15 protein-coding genes are annotated in these 16,319 nt (G+C 68.3%); 9 read left to right on the top strand and 6 right to left on the bottom strand.

The genetic code is table 11. From position 1 onward, the window contains the following. Window positions 1–263 precede the first annotated feature (263 nt). From ACFYO1_RS14805 to ACFYO1_RS14795, 3 genes are all read left to right on the top strand, one after another. Window positions 264–1,736, top strand: coding sequence for a M1 family metallopeptidase (locus ACFYO1_RS14805; RefSeq protein ID WP_387230758.1), 1,473 nt, complete (start codon window positions 264–266; stop codon window positions 1,734–1,736). 82 nt (window positions 1,737–1,818) lie between these two features. Continuing rightward, complete coding sequence (locus ACFYO1_RS14800) at window positions 1,819–2,142, top strand: hypothetical protein (protein ID WP_387230756.1); 324 nt, start codon at window positions 1,819–1,821, stop codon at window positions 2,140–2,142. A 151-nt stretch (window positions 2,143–2,293) separates the two neighbouring features. Further along, a complete protein-coding gene (locus ACFYO1_RS14795) occupies window positions 2,294–3,103 on the top strand; it encodes a hypothetical protein (RefSeq protein ID WP_387230754.1) in 810 nt (269 codons plus the stop codon). On the opposite strand, the gene ACFYO1_RS14790 is transcribed toward ACFYO1_RS14795, so the two are convergent. Next, window positions 3,094–3,915 carry a S1/P1 nuclease gene (locus ACFYO1_RS14790; protein WP_387230752.1) on the bottom strand — a complete coding sequence of 274 codons (822 nt, stop codon included), beginning with the start codon at window positions 3,913–3,915 and terminating at the stop codon, window positions 3,094–3,096. The genes ACFYO1_RS14795 and ACFYO1_RS14790 overlap by 10 nt on opposite strands. Before the next feature lie 319 nt (window positions 3,916–4,234). Between ACFYO1_RS14790 and ACFYO1_RS14785 the strand changes: the two genes are divergently transcribed. Continuing rightward, window positions 4,235–5,773, top strand: a complete 1,539-nt coding sequence (locus ACFYO1_RS14785) for an alpha/beta fold hydrolase (protein ID WP_387230750.1) — start codon at window positions 4,235–4,237, stop codon at window positions 5,771–5,773. A gap of 1 nt (window position 5,774) precedes the next feature. On the opposite strand, the gene ACFYO1_RS14780 is transcribed toward ACFYO1_RS14785, so the two are convergent. Together ACFYO1_RS14780 and ACFYO1_RS14775 are read right to left on the bottom strand one after the other, a co-directional pair. Further along, complete coding sequence (locus tag ACFYO1_RS14780) at window positions 5,775–6,428, bottom strand: response regulator (RefSeq protein ID WP_387230748.1); 654 nt, start codon at window positions 6,426–6,428, stop codon at window positions 5,775–5,777. A 3-nt stretch (window positions 6,429–6,431) separates the two neighbouring features. After that, a complete protein-coding gene (locus ACFYO1_RS14775) occupies window positions 6,432–7,610 on the bottom strand; it encodes a sensor histidine kinase (RefSeq protein WP_387230746.1) in 1,179 nt (392 codons plus the stop codon). Between the two features lie 380 nt (window positions 7,611–7,990). On the opposite strand from ACFYO1_RS14775, the gene ACFYO1_RS14770 reads away from it, so the two are divergent. Further along, the gene (locus ACFYO1_RS14770; protein ID WP_387230744.1) at window positions 7,991–8,878 is read left to right on the top strand and encodes a helix-turn-helix domain-containing protein; all 888 of its coding nucleotides are present in this window, start codon (window positions 7,991–7,993) and stop codon (window positions 8,876–8,878) included. Window positions 8,879–8,891: 13 nt separating this feature from the next. Here ACFYO1_RS14770 and ACFYO1_RS14765 read toward each other — a convergent pair whose 3' ends face one another. Beyond that, window positions 8,892–9,503, bottom strand: coding sequence for a TetR/AcrR family transcriptional regulator (locus ACFYO1_RS14765; RefSeq protein WP_387230742.1), 612 nt, complete (start codon window positions 9,501–9,503; stop codon window positions 8,892–8,894). Window positions 9,504–9,582: 79 nt separating this feature from the next. On the opposite strand from ACFYO1_RS14765, the gene ACFYO1_RS14760 reads away from it, so the two are divergent. From ACFYO1_RS14760 to ACFYO1_RS14745, 4 genes are all read left to right on the top strand, one after another. After that, a complete protein-coding gene (locus ACFYO1_RS14760) occupies window positions 9,583–10,590 on the top strand; it encodes a GlxA family transcriptional regulator (protein WP_387230740.1) in 1,008 nt (335 codons plus the stop codon). A gap of 103 nt (window positions 10,591–10,693) precedes the next feature. Then, on the top strand, window positions 10,694–11,410 hold the full coding sequence (locus ACFYO1_RS14755) for an alpha/beta fold hydrolase (protein ID WP_387230738.1): 717 nt from the start codon (window positions 10,694–10,696) through the stop codon (window positions 11,408–11,410). A gap of 55 nt (window positions 11,411–11,465) precedes the next feature. Beyond that, window positions 11,466–12,431 (top strand): alpha/beta hydrolase, encoded by a 966-nt coding sequence (locus ACFYO1_RS14750; RefSeq protein WP_387230736.1) that lies wholly within the window; start codon window positions 11,466–11,468, stop codon window positions 12,429–12,431. 21 nt (window positions 12,432–12,452) lie between these two features. Further along, window positions 12,453–13,163, top strand: a complete 711-nt coding sequence (locus ACFYO1_RS14745; protein WP_387230734.1) for an alpha/beta fold hydrolase — start codon at window positions 12,453–12,455, stop codon at window positions 13,161–13,163. Window positions 13,164–13,217: 54 nt separating this feature from the next. Here ACFYO1_RS14745 and ACFYO1_RS14740 read toward each other — a convergent pair whose 3' ends face one another. Together ACFYO1_RS14740 and ACFYO1_RS14735 are read right to left on the bottom strand one after the other, a co-directional pair. Next, complete coding sequence (locus ACFYO1_RS14740) at window positions 13,218–15,122, bottom strand: Xaa-Pro dipeptidyl-peptidase (RefSeq protein WP_387230732.1); 1,905 nt, start codon at window positions 15,120–15,122, stop codon at window positions 13,218–13,220. An 87-nt stretch (window positions 15,123–15,209) separates the two neighbouring features. Beyond that, window positions 15,210–16,169, bottom strand: a complete 960-nt coding sequence (locus tag ACFYO1_RS14735; protein WP_387230730.1) for a M64 family metallopeptidase — start codon at window positions 16,167–16,169, stop codon at window positions 15,210–15,212. Between the last annotated feature and the right edge of the window lie 150 nt (window positions 16,170–16,319).

Below are 16,319 nucleotides of genomic sequence, written 5' to 3'. Positions count from 1 at the left end.
CGGGGTGAACAGCCGAAAGCCGCGCCGACCCGGCCCAGCTAGACATTCTGCACAGAATTTCCGAGGGCACCCGGAATGGCCTATCCCATGATCGAAATCCCCAGTTGATCACCACTGGAGAACGGGTACTCCATTGTGATTCTCTGGGTATCTGCTCGAAATGACCCCTGTGTCTGACACATTGGAGTTCGTATACCATGAGACGTTTTCACTTGTTGCGCACGACCTCGGCACGAGCTGTTCCACTACTGGTGGTCGCAGCATTGGCTTCGAATGCAGGCACGGCCTCTGCGGCGACTCTGACCGGAATAGGTGACCCCAATTTCCCGAATATCGGCAGCGCCGCATACGATGTCTCCAATTACAGCATAGACCTGAAATTCGATCCGTCCTCCGGAAGGCTTTCCGGCACAACGACGATCACCGCGAAGGCGAAGCAGGATTTGAAGGCGGGCACCGCGATCGGTTTCGACTTCCTGCTCCAGACCCAGTCGGTGCTGATCCAGAACAAGCCCGCCAAATACACCCTCGGAAAAGACAAACTGGCCGTGACGGTGCCGGTGAACCTGGCGCCCGGCGCCGAATTCACCACCGTGGTCGCCTACAACGACATCCCGTCCCGGGTGCAGAATGCGGCCGGCGCCCGTAACTGGATCGAAAACGCGGGCGGCGCACTGATTTCCAACGAGCCGTTCTCCGCCGAATGGTGGTACCCGAGCAACGACCACCCGACCGACAAGGCGACCTACGCGGTGTCGGTGCTCGCGCCGGAGGATCGCGACGTCCTGTCCAACGGCGTCGAAACCAGTGTCACCCAGAACATTCCGGGCTGGAAGCGGCACAACTGGCTGAGCAAGACGCCGCAGATGACCTACGCCACCTTCCTCGCCATCGGCAAATACGAGCGCAGCGGCCAGGACGCGGGCACCCCGGCGCGGCCGAACCTGAACGCCTACGCGACCGACCTGGACCCGACCATCCGGGCCAACGCCAAGGCCAGCATCGAGCGGACCCCGGAGATCGTGGACTGGCTCTCCAGCACGCTCATCCCGTACCCGTACGAGGCGACCGGCGGTGTCGTGGACGCGCGCATGGGCGGCTTCGCCCTGGAGACCCAGACCAGGCCGACCTACACCGACGGCTTCTTCCGCCGCGGCAAGAACGATTCGGTGGTGGTGCACGAGAACGCGCACCAGTGGTTCGGCGACTCGACCTCCGTCGCCACCTGGAAGGACGGCTGGCTGAACGAGGGCTTCGCCAGCTATATGGAATACCTCTGGTCGGAGAAGAACGACACCGGCACCGCGGCGGAAATCGCCGACTACGCCTACGCCACCTCGACCCGGATCAATTGGAATGTCGTGCTGACCGATCCGGGGCCGGCCGACGTACTGCCCGCCGAGCTGTACACCCGTGGCGCATTGGCCATCCAGGCACTGCGCAGCGCGATCAACAATGACGATGTCTTCTTCCGGTTGATCCGGGAGTGGCTGACCAAGTACCAGTACGGCAACGCCAAGATCACGGATTTCATCGATATGGCCAACGCCGTGACCGGCCGTAGCACGAACGCGTTGTTCAAGACCTGGCTCACCGATAAGGGCAAGCCGGCCTACAAGCCGACCGACGCCACTTTCGATGCCAACGCAAAACGCGCACCGAGGTCGGCAACCCCGACACCGGCCAAGCCGAAGGTATGGGACGACCTCTACGCGGTGGCGACCCAGAAGCAGTAATTGTGGAATCGACGCCGGGCCCGTGGCAACACGGGCCCGGCGTTGCCGATCTATCCACCTTCGATCGACAAGAATGAACCGCATGAGTAAAACCAGTGAGCGCGCGGCCGTCATCGACCGGCTGTGGGAGGAACACCTGCGCGCGAATTTCCCCGACCGACTACGCGGCGCGGAGCCGGCGGGTATCGAAATGGTGTTACTCGACGCGGCCATCGCGGGTTGCGTATCCACCTGGCAGGACAACGGCGGCTACCTCGACGACGAACTGCTCCGCATTCTGCGCAAGCGCATCGCGGACCTCGATCAGGTCCTGCCGCTGCTCACCGACACCGAGGAGTTGCGCTACTGCTGGCGCCTGCACCGGCTCGCCGTGCACGCCGCGGACTCGGGCGCGCGGCTGTACTGACCATCGCCCCGCCACGGCGCGATCAACTGCACCCGGGACAGCGCTTACGATTCGTTTATCGACCGATGATGCCGCCGCAGTAGGGTTCGGCGGTCGGCGTGCCAGGCTGGCGAGGTCGGTTGTCGAGTGCGCGAAGGGAAGCCGAAGCGTTGTGACCACAGCAGAACAATTCCGGGAGATCATGGCGCGGTTGCATACCGTGGCCGACGAATACCTCGCCGCGGAAGCGGAATTGGCGCAGGTGACGAAGGAGCTCGAGGCCGGCCTGGACGAGGCGGATCTGGTCGCGGAGGCCAGCCACGACCCGCAGCTGATGGCCGAGCTGCAGACCTTCACCAGGGCCTTCCGCGCCGCGCGCGACGGGCAGGCGGACGAGGTGGACACCGACTGGACCGTGGAGATCCGCGCCTTCGCCGAGGCGTATCAGGCCGCGGAGGTCAACGGCGTACCGGTGCAGTCGATTTCCCACGCCGGCTGGCGGCCCGGCGCGCGCATCGGGGCGCATACCGCCGTCGCGCAGTCCATCCTGCTGGCCCGCCACGACACCGGCGGCGAGGCGATGCTGATCTTCGAGGAGGGGCACCTCGACTCGTTCGCCAGCGGCGGCCTCGGCGGCGACTTCACCGCGCGGCCGTTCGCGATCAGGACGGTGATCGACTCGGGGCTGTGCGGCGTGCTCGCGCCCGGCGCGGCGAAACTCGAATTGATCAGCGAGAACGGCACGGTCTTCCCGGCCGATGTCGTGGCGCACACGTTCGCGGTGACCGTCGATCTGCCGAGCGAACGCAGGCTGAACCAGCTGCGCCGCGCCTACGCGACCCCCGACGACCAGGTGCCGCTGATCTTCGACAGCGATGGCCGCGGGGAGAACGAGGAGACCCTCGACCACTTCACCGTCCGCGTGTACAGCAGCAGCGACGCGCTGATGTACACGGGACCGGTTCTCGCTGATCAATTCTGAGCGGTGGCCGACCCGGTGGATCCGGTCGGTGTGCCGAGCACCGCGTTGAGCAGCTGGCCGAGCGACTCCCCCGCGAGGCGGAGCTGGGCTTCGGCGACCGGGAGGAACTGGCTGGTGTATTCGTCACCGATGGTGTTCGAGGCCGGGTAGACGCCGGGCTCCAGGGCGATCCGGCAGCTGGCCTCGGCCCACCGGACCGGATCGGTATCCGGTTGGGCCGGCGGCAGATCGGGCGCCGGAAGGGCCAGCAGCCGTCGCACCTCGTCGGCGTCGCTCGCGTGCCGGGTGTTGAGCAGACCGCTGTCCCACACCGCGTGCAGGTTGGTGTTGTGGCCCAGGTACTGGAGCTTGATCTCGTTTCCGCCGCGATCGCGCGCGTACCCGGCGTGCATCGGCTGGTTGATGTCACCGACGAAATGCACGATGAACTTCAGCGCCTGGCGACGATCGGCCGGCGGGCGGGCTCGGTCGGCGAGTATCGCGGTCTGCCGCCGCAGCGCCTCGATGACGTTCTGGCCGTCGTTGCCGTTCACCGCCGGGTCGTACACGCAGCCGTTCTCGGCGATGTTGACGTAGTGCCATGGGGCGGAGATCTTTCCGAGCTCTGGATCGTTGTTGCGCACCTGGTCGGCCCAGTTCGACACCCCGGCGAGCGTCGGGTCGGGCTCGCCCGCCAGCAGCCGGTCGACCTCGGCCCTGGCCGGCGGGCTCAACCGCAGATCCGCGATGGCGCCGGTGGTGTTGTGGCCCTGCGGCCCCCAGGCATTGGCGGCGGGTGGCACCGACAGCAGAATCGCGGCGGCTGCGCACATGCTGACTACGGCTGCTCTACCTAGCATCAAGAACAAATCCCTTCCGAGCGCACCCGCGGCCGCGGGGCATGGATTGAGTTATGTTTCGCCTCTTGCTGATTCAAGTATCGGCGACCGGTGGCATATGCCGAACAAACTTCGGGATAAATCTTCGTGCGGCAGGTATTCCTTCCGGCCGAACCCGATGGCGCGAAAGTCGGTCGCCAGGTAGATGCCGGCCGGCGGTTCCGATCCGTACCGTCCAGGGACGCACCCGCTGCCCGCGGGCTTCGCGATCAACCGGCGGTGTACTGAACACCGCACTGTCTGTGAGGGTTTCATGCGAAAATTCCGATCCGGCCATTGCGCGGCCGCCGCCGCGCTGACATTGTCGCTGGCCGGTTGCACATCGGCGCCGGATGAACCGGCAGCGGCACTGCCCAGCCGGCTCCAGGACCAATCGATCATCTGGCACGATTGCCGGACCGGCGCGGCAGACGAGGTCGGCGACCGGCTGGCCGCGGCAGGCGCGCAGTGTGGCGAGTTCCGAGCGCCGTTGAACTACGCCGACCCCGCCGGACAGACCATCACGATCGCCGTCGCGCGCCGGGCCGCGACCGACAGCGCGCACCGGCTGGGGACACTGCTGGTGCAGACCGGCGGGCCGGGACCGTCCCGCGACGGCGTGACGATGATCCTCGACGGCCCCGACGGCGGCCATCCGGCACCGGCCCTGGCGCAACGCTATGACCTGGTCGGCATGGATCCACGGTTCTTCGGCGCCAGCTCGCCGCTCGAATGCGGCTGGCCCACGGGCACCTACCTCGGACTCGCCCAGTCCGCGCCGACGAGTCGCGCGGACTTCGACCGCGGCGTCGGCACCGCGCGCGAGTTGGCCGGCCGCTGCGCGCCGAACCGGGCGTTGCTGCCGCACGCCTCGACGCGCAACGTCGCGCGGGATACCGACCTGCTGCGCATACTCCTCGGGGAGCAGAAGATGTCGTATCTCGGCTGGTCCTGGAGCACCTACCTGGGCGCGGTATACATGCAGATGTTCGGCGATCACGTCGATCGGGTCGTGCTCGACAGCGCGCTCGATCCGCGCGCCCCCGGCCCGGACCTGACCCGCGACACGGCTCCCGCCGATGCGGCGGCGCTGGCGGATTGGGCGCGCTGGGCCGCCGATCGTGACGCGGAATTCGGCTTGGGCACAACGGAAGACGCCGTCCTGAGTACCGTCGACGACATCGTCCGGATGGCCGCCACCGACCCGATAACGCTCGGCGCCCACACGATCACCGCCGACCTGATCCCCGGCCTGCTGCTGACCGTGGACGATTCCGCGGCGTCCTATGCCGAACTCAGCCGGCAGGTGCGCGCACTGCGCGACGGGACCGAACCGACCCCGGCCATGGCGGACAAGCTGGCGCTCTACACCGACACCTCCACCGTTCCCGAATTCGGTTTCAGCGCAACAGTTGCCAATCAGTGCGCCGATCGCCCCGCGCGTCCGATCGAGGCCTACTTCACCGATATCCAGAACCACCGGGACACCGAACCGCTGTTCGGCCCGCTGGCCCGGCACCTCACCCCGTGCGCGGTGTGGCCGGCCACCCCGGCCGAGCCCGCCACCGAGATCGGCAACCGAATCCCCGCCCTGCTCGTCGGCGCCACCGGTGATCCGGTCGCCCCCGTCGCAGGCCAGCGAGCCATGCGCCAGGCACTGTCCGGTTCCCGATCGATCGCCCTGGCGGGCGCGTTCCGCCACGGCGTCTATCTCTTCGATGCCGCCGGCTGCGTCGACGTCGCGGTCGAGCAGTACCTGTTGAACGGAGCCTTGCCCGCCGAAGACGCGACCTGCCAACGAGATCCGAGCTGACCTACCGAGCGCCGGGCCGGCGCAGCCCGGCCTCGTGCGCCAAGATCACCGCCTGCACCCGGTCCCGCACCCCGAGTTTCGTCAGGATATGCCGCACATGGGTTTTCACGGTTCCCTCGCCCACCGACAACGCGGCCGCGATCTCCGCGTTGGACGACCCGCGCGCCATCTCGTGCAGCACAGCGGTTTCCCGCTCGGTCAGGCCCGCGACCAGCTGTCGCGCGGCCTGGTCGAACGGCGGTGCGAGCCGATCGATCAACCGCCGCGTGGTCGATGCCGCCAGTACCGCGTCGCCCGCGTGCACATGCCGCACCGCGGACAAGAAGTCTTCCGCCGGTGCGTCTTTGAGCAAAAACCCGCTGGCGCCGGCACGCACCGCCGCCAGCGCGTAGTCGTCCAGGTCATAGGTGGTCAGCACCAGCACTTTCGGCGGTCGATCGAGCGACAGTATCCGCCGCGTGGCCTCGAGCCCATCCAGTCCCGGCATCCGCACATCCATCACGACCACCTCCGGCGCGACCCGCAGCACCTCGGCGACGCCGCTCAGCCCGTCCCCCGCCTCGCCGACCACGCGCATATCCGGCTGCGAGTCCACGACCATCCGGAACCCGGCCCGCACCAACGCCTGATCCTCGACCAGCACCACCGTGATCACCGGCTACACCTCGGCCGGCAGCGGAATCCGCGCCGCCAGAATATGCCCGGGTCCGTCCGGCCGCGGCCGCAGTTCGAGCTCGCCGCCGTAGGCGCCGACCCGCTCGCGCATGCCGATCACCCCGAATCCGCCATGGCCCGTAGCCCGTTCGGCCCGGCCGTCGTCGCCGACACTGACCAGCAACCATTCGTCCCGGTGCCGCACCGAAACCTCCGCGCGGACACCGGGTCCGGCGTGTTTCACGACATTCGTCAACCCCTCCTGCACGATTCGATAGACCACCAGACCCACCCCCGAATCGAGCAGCCCGGACGGCAGGTCGACGGCCAGGTCCACCGGCAGCCCCGCGTCCCGCACCTCGTCGACGAGCCGCGTCAGATCAGCGATGCCCACCCGGGGCACCGGCTGCGCGTCACCCTCGGACTCTTCCCGCAGCACCCCGATCGCCCGCCGCGTCTCGTCGAGCGCCCGCCTGCCGTGTTCGCCGATCGCCGCCAAGGCCCCGACCGCCGCCTGCGGTTCGGTCCGCGCCGCGTAACGCCCGCCGTCGGCCTGCGCGACGATCACCGCCAGCGAGTGGGCGAGAATATCGTGGATGTCCCGCGCGATCCGGGTCCGCTCGGACAGCACCGCGAACCGGGTCCGCTCATCCCGCGTCCGTTCCACCAGCGCCGCATGCTCGGCCATGGCCAGGAACTCCCCGCGCCGGGCCCGCTGCCAGGCACCACCCAGCCACGCGGCCACCACCGTGCTGGCCAGAAACCCACCCACCAGCACGTGCGCCAGGGCCGGCATGGACAGTTGCGGCCAGCTCCACCCGCCGAGCACCGCACCGCACAGTCCCGCGATCAGCCCGCCTCGGCTCCAGGACCGGCCGCTGTGCGCGGCCAGCGTGTACACCACGATCGGCACCGCGATATCGGCAAGCAGCGCACCTGTCGTGTTCCGCACGGTCGCCCACTGCACCAGCGCCGCGCACGCCACCAGCACCGCCATCGCCTCCGGCCATCGCCGCCGGAATGCCAAGGGCGCAAGCACCGCCACCGACAGCCCGTAGTACACCGCGCCGGCTCCCACCAGCACGCCGAAGAGCACACACGCCAGGAGCAGCAGCCCCGTCGTCGCCGCATCCACCACCGACGTTCGCCGACGTAACCAGAACACCACCCGCTCGTCGACCACTCGCTCACCTTAGGGCTCGCCGAACACCGCCGCGTCTGCCGCAGGAATGACACACGGACCTCGACACGTGCGACTTGCGGCATAGCGGGGGACAAAGCGTTCGTCCAGTCGGATTCGGCGCGGCACGGTCGGGCGCTCGTTCGCGCGACCGAATCCTGTTCGTGCTCTAGACGTTTCATTTTCGCAGGACAATCGGGGGCGAAGGCCATCGAGCCGCGGCGCGACCGGCGCGCCGGTTGGGCGGTGGTACATCTGCACGTTCAAGTGCAAGTGCGGTTGAATTGGACCGTTCCAGCGATACCATCAGGGTAGGCATGGTGTGGTTCGTCACAGCGACGGGCGCGACACCGGCGAGGTCTTCGAGAAGCGGAGTAGCAGGCATGGTCACGGAACCGGTCCGGATCACCGGGATCGACGCGCGGGTCGCGGATCGCGGCCCGACCGCTCTGCGCATCGCTGTCGGTGGTCAACTGCGCAAGCTCCGCGAAGAAAAGCGCATCACCCCGGTCGAGGCCGGCGAGCACATCCGCGGCTCGCACGCCAAGATCAGCCGCCTCGAACTCGGCCGGACCGGCTACAAGGATCGCGACATCCTCGACCTGCTGACCCTCTACGGCGTCACCGAGCCGGATCAGCGCGAGATGTTCCTGGACCTGGCGCGCAAGGCCAATCAGCCCGGCTGGTGGCACCGCTACAACGACCTGCTCCCACCCTGGTTCGAAACCTATCTCGGGCTCGAGGGCGCCGCGCAGACCATCCGGACGTTCGAGGGGCAATTGATCCCCGGCCTGCTGCAAACCGAGGACTACACCCACGCGGTCATCGAGGTCAGCCACCAGAACGCCGAGGCGACGCGGCGGGTGGAGCTGCGCACGAAACGCCAGGAGATCCTCGATCTACCGGACGGACCCAGGCTGTGGGCGGTGCTGGACGAGGCCGTGCTGCACCGGCCGATCGGCGGCCGAAAGGTGCTGCGCGAGCAGATCGAACACCTGGTCCAGATCTCGCACAAGCCCGGCGTGACCATCCAGGTGCTGCCGTACGACGCCGGCGGTCACGCGGCGGCGGGCAGCTCGTTCACCATGCTCCGCTTCGCCGAGCGGGAACTGCCCGACATCGTCTACCTGGAGCAGCTGACCAGCGCGCTGTATCTGGATCGCAAGGAGGATCTGCAGCTCTACCGCGAGGTGATGGACAAGGTCGCGGTGCAGGCCGAGACGCCGGAGCGCACCCGCACCCTGCTGGCCGCGACCGCCGCGGAGCTGTGATCGAGTAGGGCGCTCAGCCGGCGACCTTGTCGGCCCACGCCGGCGGCAGCGCCTCGCTCGAGATATCGGCGATCTCGCACAGCCGCGCCCGGTCGACGCCCAAGCGGCTCAACTGGATCAGCCCCTGCGCCACCACCACGATGTTCGCGCTGTGCGCCGACAGCGCGGCCGCGTCGATCTCGCCGCCGAGACGCGCTGCGGGATACAGCCGTTCGGCGACGCCCTGCTCCATGGCGACGGTGGTCCGGTTGCTGATGTCGACCACCTCGGGGATGCGCGAGCCGAGTTGCGCGATGCTGTTGATCATCAGGCATCCACGCCGATTCGGTTGTGCCGCACAGTCATCGATGACCGCCCGGAACAGCGCGCGCACCGCGGCCCTGGCCGAGCCCGGGGCGCTCGTGACCACGTCGCGCACGAACCGCGCGCGACGCTCGCAGTAGCGCTCGAACACCGCCAGGAACAAGCCCTGCTTGCTGCCGTACGCGGCGTACACGCTGCCGTTGCCGACCCCGGTCGCGCGCGAGATGTCCTCGACGGAGGTGTCGTCGAAACCGTGCGACCAGAACAGCTCGGTGGCGGTGTCGAGCAGCCCCGATTCGTCGAACTGTCGTGGCCGTCCCATGCGCTCACCGTACCAACCGAAGTGCGAGATAACCCACACCACTTGTTTCTGGAGGCGTCACTCCACAACAATGGTTGACATGGCCCCTAACTCCACCGAGCCGCCCCGCCGCCGGGTGGGCATCCTGGTCTTCGACGGCGTGAAGATGCTCGACTTCGTCGGCCCGGCCGAAGTTTTCGTGGAGGCGAACCAGACCGTGCCCGGCTACGAGGTGGTCCTGGTCTCGGCCGACGGCAACCACGTGCAGACCTCGATCGGCGCGCGGATCGAGGTCGGCGCCGCGGCGGCCGACGCGGGCCGCTTCGACACGGTCGTCATCCCGGGCAGCGAACTGCCGCCCGCGAAGTTCGTCACGCCCGAGCTGATCGCCGCGGCCCGGCACCTGTCCTGGCACACCCGCAGGCTGGCCTCGATTTGCAGCGGCGCGTTCGTCCTGGCCGAGCTCGGACTCTTCGACGGCCGCCGCGCGACCACGCACTGGAAGTTCACCGCGGACCTCGCCCGGCGCTACCCGGCGATCCTGGTCGACGCCGACGCGATCTTCGTGCGCGACGGAAACCTGTACAGCTCAGCGGGCGTCGCGGCCGGCGTCGACCTGGCGCTGGCCCTGGTGGAGGAGGATCACGGCGCCGACGCCGCCCGCCGGGTCGCCCAGCTGCTCGTGGTCTACATGCAGCGCGCAGGCGGCCAATCGCAGTTCTCGGCGTCGCTGAGCGGACCGGTGCCGCGCAGCCCGCTGGTGCGCAAGGTGGTCGACCTGATCTGTGCGGACCCGGCGTTCCCGCACACCGTCCAGACGCTGGCCGCGCACGCCATGGTCAGCGTCCGGCACCTGACCAGACTGTTCCGCGCCGAACTGGAACGCTCCCCCGCCGAGTACGTCGCGTTCATCCGCTTCGGCGTCGCCCGCGATCTGCTGCACGCGGGACACAGCGTCACCGAGGCCGCGATGAGCGCCGGATACGGCAGCAGCGAGGCGCTGCGGCGGGCCTTCGTGGCCCGGCTCGGCATTTCGCCGCGCAAGTATCAGCAGCGCTTCCGCTCGACCGGCGTCGCGTTCGAACCGATGGCGGCCGCCGTGTCCTGATCGGGGGCTTTTGCGGCCCGTCCGGAGGGGCGCCGCAGGGGTCGCGCGCCGCAAACTGAGTGCGGCACAACGCCATCGATCCTCGTGATCGAGAAAGGAACCCATGTCTTCCGCGATCACCACTGTTCTCGTGCACGGCGCGTTCGCCGATGCGTCCAGCTGGGGCCCGGTCACCGAACGGCTGCTCGCCGGCGGGCACCGCGTCGTGGTACCCCCGGTGTTCAACCGCAGCCTGTCGGCGGACGCCGCGTACATCAAGTCGTTCGTCGAGCAGATCGACGGACCGGTGCTGCTGTGCGGCCACTCCTACGGCGGCGCGGTGATCACCGTTGCCGGGGTCGCCGACAATGTCGTCGGACTGGTCTTCGTCTCGGGTTATGTCCTGGAAAACGGCGAGAGCCTCGGGCAGCTGCAGGGCGGATTCCCGGACTCCGACCTGGCCGCCAGCCTCGTCTACGCGCCGTACCCGGTCGACGGCGGCGAGCCGGGCACCGACGTCTCGGTCGAGGTCGCCGCCTTCCCCGAGGTGTTCGCGGCGGGCCTGGACAAGACGCGGGCGCAGGTACTCGCGGTGTCCCAGCGGCCGCTGTCCGCGGCCGCGTTCGGCGAGCCGGCGACCGCGACGGCCTGGCGGACCAAGCCGGGCTGGGGGATCGTTTCCAGTGCGGACCGCACCATCAATCCCGACGTCGAACGCTTCGGCTACCAGCGTGCCGCCCTGCGGTCGGTCGTCGAGCTCGACGCGCCGCACCTCGTGATGCAGACCCACCCCGATGAGGTCGCCGCGGTGATCACCGAAGCCCTTGCCGCGTTGGCCTGAGACCCCGAAACCGCTGTACCACACTGTTTCTCCGCCACTATCGAAAGGATCGACCATGACCGGAAACCCGCACGGCGTCGCATTGGAGCCGGCCGCACAGGAGTTCGTCGACGCGACCTCGACGCCCCCGTTCCTCTACCAGCTGGCGCCGGAGGAGGGCCGCAAGGCGGTCGATTCGGTGCAGGACTCCCCCATCTTCAAGCCCGAGATCGACGAGGAGTGGATCACCGTCGAGGGCGGGCCGACCGGTTCGGTGCGCGCGCGGATCGTCAAGCCGAAGGGCGCCACCGAGACGCTGCCCGTCATCGTCTACACCCACGGCGCCGGTTGGGTTTTCGGCGATGCGCACACCCACGACCGGCTGGTGCGTGACCTCGCCGTCGGCGCGCACGCGGCGGTCGTCTTTCCCGAGTACGACCGCTCGCCCGACGTGCGTTACCCGGTGGCCAACGAGCAGTCCTACCGCGTCGCCCAGTGGGTGAGCACGCAGGGCGCCGAGAAGAACCTCGACCCGTCGCGCATCGCGGTGGCCGGCGACTCGGTCGGCGGCAACATGGCCATCGCGCTCACCCTGATGGCCAAGGAGCGCGGCGACGTCTCGTTCGTGCAGCAGGTGCTGTTCTATCCGGTGACCGACGCCAACTTCGACACCGGCTCCTACGAGCGCTTCGCCGAGGGCTACTTCCTGGCCCGCGACGGCATGAAATGGTTCTGGGACCAGTACACCACCAGCGCGGAGGATCGCGCGCAGATCACCGCGTCGCCGCTGCGGGCCACCACCGAGCAGCTGTCCGGCCTGCCGCCCGCGCTGGTCATCACGGCCGAGAACGACGTGTTGCGGGACGAGGGCGAGGCGTTCGCGGCGAAGCTGCGCACCGCGGGCGTGCCGGTGATCGCGGCGCGCTACGGCGGCATCATCCACGACTTCGTCATGGTCAACTCGATGCACGACACCAACGCCGCCAAAGCCGCTGTCGCCCAAGCGGTTGCGGTTCTGCACAGCGCCCTGTACCCCGCCTAGCCCAGAAGGGACCATTCATTCATGAGTACCACCCCCACCATCGTGCTGGTGCACGGCGCGTTCGCCGACTCGTCCAGCTGGAACGGCGTCGTCGAAGTGCTACGCGCCCAGGGTTATTCGGTCGTCGCCGCGGCCAACCCGCTGCGCGGCCTGAACAGCGACGCCGCCTACATCGGCTCGGTGCTCGATGACGTCGACGGCCCGGTTGTCCTGGCCGGCCACTCCTACGGCGGCAGCGTCATCACCGTCGCCGCGGCGGGCAGGACGAACGTGCGGGCACTGGTCTACATCGCCGCCTTCATCCCGGCCGAGGGCGAGAGCGCGCTGGAACTGACCGATAAGTTCCCCGGATCCACTCTCGGGCCGACCACCCGGCCGGCGAACTACCCGCTCGCGGACGGCAATACGGGCACCGAGCTCTACATCCGCCAGGACGAGTTCCCCGCCCAGTTCGCCGCGGACGTCCCCGCCACCGCCGCCGAACTGATGGCCGCGACGCAGCGGCCCGTCGCCCTGGACGCTTTGCAGCAGCCCGCAGAAGCGGCTGCGTGGCAGACGATTCCGGCCTTCGCGTTGGTCACCACCGAGGACAAGAACATTCCGGTCGAGGCTCAGCGGTTCATGGCCGAGCGCGCGTCCGCGCACACCGTCGAGGTCCCCGCCTCGCACGCGGTGAGCGTCTCCATGCCCGGCGTGGTCGCCGATCTGATCACCCTGGCGGCCGCGAAGTAGACACGAAAACCCGGTCCCGCCCGAGGGTTTCGGGCGGGACCGGGTTCTCCTGCGTCAGCCGATCGCGGCGGTGAGCGCCGCCTGGCCACCGACCACCGGGAACGTCACCTTCGTCTCGGCGAGGTTCACGCCGAAACCGGGACCCGGCTTGGGCCGCAGGGTGAACTCGTTGTCGCTGGACAACACCACCACGCCCAGCTTGTGCCCGCGCGCCAGCAGGTAGTCGTGCGGTTGCATGGACAGGTTCACCGCGTACTCCTTACCCGGCGTGATCGGGCTCGTCTTGCTCAGCGACTCCCGGTTCTGCGGGTCCACCCAGCCGCGGGTGACGATCCTGGAGCTGCCGTCGGGCGAGCGATCCACCAGCAGCGCGGTCACATTCGCCGCCGGCCGCTTGAACGCCATGGTGAACGCGACGTCCACCGCACCGCTGATCCGCAACGGGGTCGCGGTCGCCTTGGAGAAGTACGCCAGCCGGTTCGGTGAGCTCGGCGCGGCGACGAGGTCGGCGGCCAATTTGGTCGCGTCGTCGTCGAGGGATTCGGTGACCCGCCCGGCGCCGGTCGAGGCCAGCCCGCCGATAGCGCGGCCGCCGGGCTGGAAGACCGCCGTCGCGGCGGCCGTGGCCGGGGCGGGCCACTCCGCCTCGTTCACCCAGGACTTGTCCTCGCGCTGGATGGTGGCCTTGGGCTCGCGGTCGATCCCGTTGTCCTGGCCGAGCAGGTACTTGCTGAACCAGCGATTCACCGTGCGCAGCCACTCGTCCCTGCGCAGGCCGATCGGATCGGTGTGGCCGGACTGGTGCAGCCAGATCTTGTGCGGCACACCGGCTTTCTTCAGGGCGTCATACCACTGGGCGACGTTCTTGGTCTTGACGTTGAAGTCGTTGAGCCCGTGCACGGCCAGCACCGCGGCATGCACCTTGCCGACGTCGTTGAGGTAGTTGCGCTCGTTCCAGAACGCGGTGTAATTGCCGTCGACCCGGTTCTGGTCCTGCTCGATCTTGTCGATGATCGGGGCGCAGATATTGCGGTCGGCCCTGGTGTAGACGTACTTGGCCAGCACGTCGGTGTCCTCGCCCTGGTAGGTGCCCGGCGCGACCACCGCGCCGCCCGCCCGGTAGTAGTCGTACCAGTTGCTGATCGCGGCGATCGGCACAATGGCCTCCAGGCCGGGCACGCCGGTGGACGCGACCGCGTTGGGCAGGGTGCCGTTGTAGGACACGCCCATCATGCCGACCTTGCCGCTGGCCCAGCCGGCGGTGACCGCTTTGCCCTGCGCGTCACGGGCTTTCGCCCGGCCGTTGAGCCAGTCGATCGGGGCCCGCGCGCCGATGGTCTCGTTGCGGGCGCCGGAAGTCGGGCAGCCGGTGGAGGTTCCGGTGCCGAGCGACTCGCCGTACATCACGGCGAAACCGCGAGCCAGGAAGTAATCCTCGTACTGCCAGGTGATCTGGCCTTTGTCGAGGGTGATGCCCGCGGCCCGGAGATCCTCGGCCACCCGCGCGCGCTGCTCGCCGGGCGCGGGCGCCATCCGCGCCTGGGCGCCGTCCGGCACGTAAAGCTCAACGTCCACACCGTGATTGGTGACGTCGTTACCGCCGGAGAAGTACGGGCTCGCCTGGTAGACGACCGGGAGTTTACCGGTGGCATTGGCCGGGCGGACCACCTGGACGTGCACCTCGTCGTCCTTGCCGTCGGCATCGCTGTCGATCGGCGCGCGCACCCAAAGGTCTTGGCGGACCGGCGCGGCCGGGTTGAATACCGGCTGCGCCTCGCCGCCGGAGAAGCTGGGTCCGGTCAGCGGTTCGGCCATCGCGGGTGCGCCGGAGAGCAGGAGCGCGGCGGCCACGACCGGCAGCGCTAGTCGAGGTAGCCGCCGCAGGGCCGACACGGTCCGGACCGCGCGGGTGCGTGGTCCTCGCCGTTCGGGTCTGTGTTGGTGCTGTCTGGATGCCATTGCCTTCTCCTTGTCACCGCTCAGCACGAGGCACTCCCGTGTGAGACTCGAAATAACGTCTGGCTCAGGGGAATTGCCGGTGCGGGATCAGGGTCGGCTCGGCGGGGCCTTGCGCTCGATCGCGGTCTTCATCGCGTCCAGCCCGATCAGGTTGAACTCGCGGCCGAGCGAACGCATCAACGAGTTGTCGGTGGGCCGGTATACGCCGCGCTTGTAATAGACCGCGCCCTCGTAGGTGCCGACGACACCACCGTCCGGGGACTGTTTGCCCAGGTACTGGTACCACTTGGTGCGGTTCTGCTGCATCTGCGCGCTGGTGTAGACCGAGGCGTTGGCCTCACGCGGCTCCCGACCGGTATAGCGGTCGTTGGGGTAGTCGTACTCGTCGGCCAGGCCGCCCACCGAATGCCCGAGCTCGTGCAGCACGATCTGTCCCGCCTGGGCGTTCCCGCCGGACGAGGTCGCCACGCCGCCGCCCGCGCCGCCGTACTTCGTGGTGTTGGCCAGCGCGATCACCTGATCGACCTCGGGCGCCAGCCGGGCGTACTGCAACGCCTTGGTCTCGTTGACGCACAGCAGGCGTTCGGTGCCGCCACACCAGAAAGTCATGTCCAGCGCGGTATTTCGCATGGTGCCGCGCGGATCGTTGTCCACCCCGGACTCCTGGGACACCACGTTGACCGCCCAGACGTTGAACGAGTTCTTGTACGTCTTGAACGGCTCGACCTGGGTGATCTCGTTCCACCGGTTGACCGCGTGCTGCTTGTAGGTGCCCAGCTGGCTCGACGTGTACCCGTCACCGACGAACACCAGATCGAAGCGCTGATTCGACGGCCCGGTCTGCTGGATCGCGATCACGTCCGCCTGCACCGCGGACCGCGGTGCAGGCGACCGGTCGGGTGCCGGCGTGATTACCCGGCTGATCGTGCCGTCCGGCGCGAACACTTCCCGTTCCTCGGTCGGCTGGGCCGAACCGACCGCGACCGACATCGCGGCAATGACGAACGCGCCGAGCATGATTGCGAACATGCGTCGTAACAAGGGCATGACGGAGCTCCTCGAGTGGTTCGCGAATTCGAACCGGACGGCGCGTGCCGATCTTCGGTCTGTCGAATTCCTAACCAAGGAACCACATTCGAGCAGCCATCTCGACTGAGGAATAACTGGGGAGGAAGAACTACGTGAAAGCCATTCGGG

This window comes from Nocardia sp. NPDC006044 (assembly GCF_042871115.1).
GTDB lineage: Bacteria > Actinomycetota > Actinomycetes > Mycobacteriales > Mycobacteriaceae > Nocardia.
This window is presented reverse-complemented; position numbering and strand designations above follow the sequence as displayed.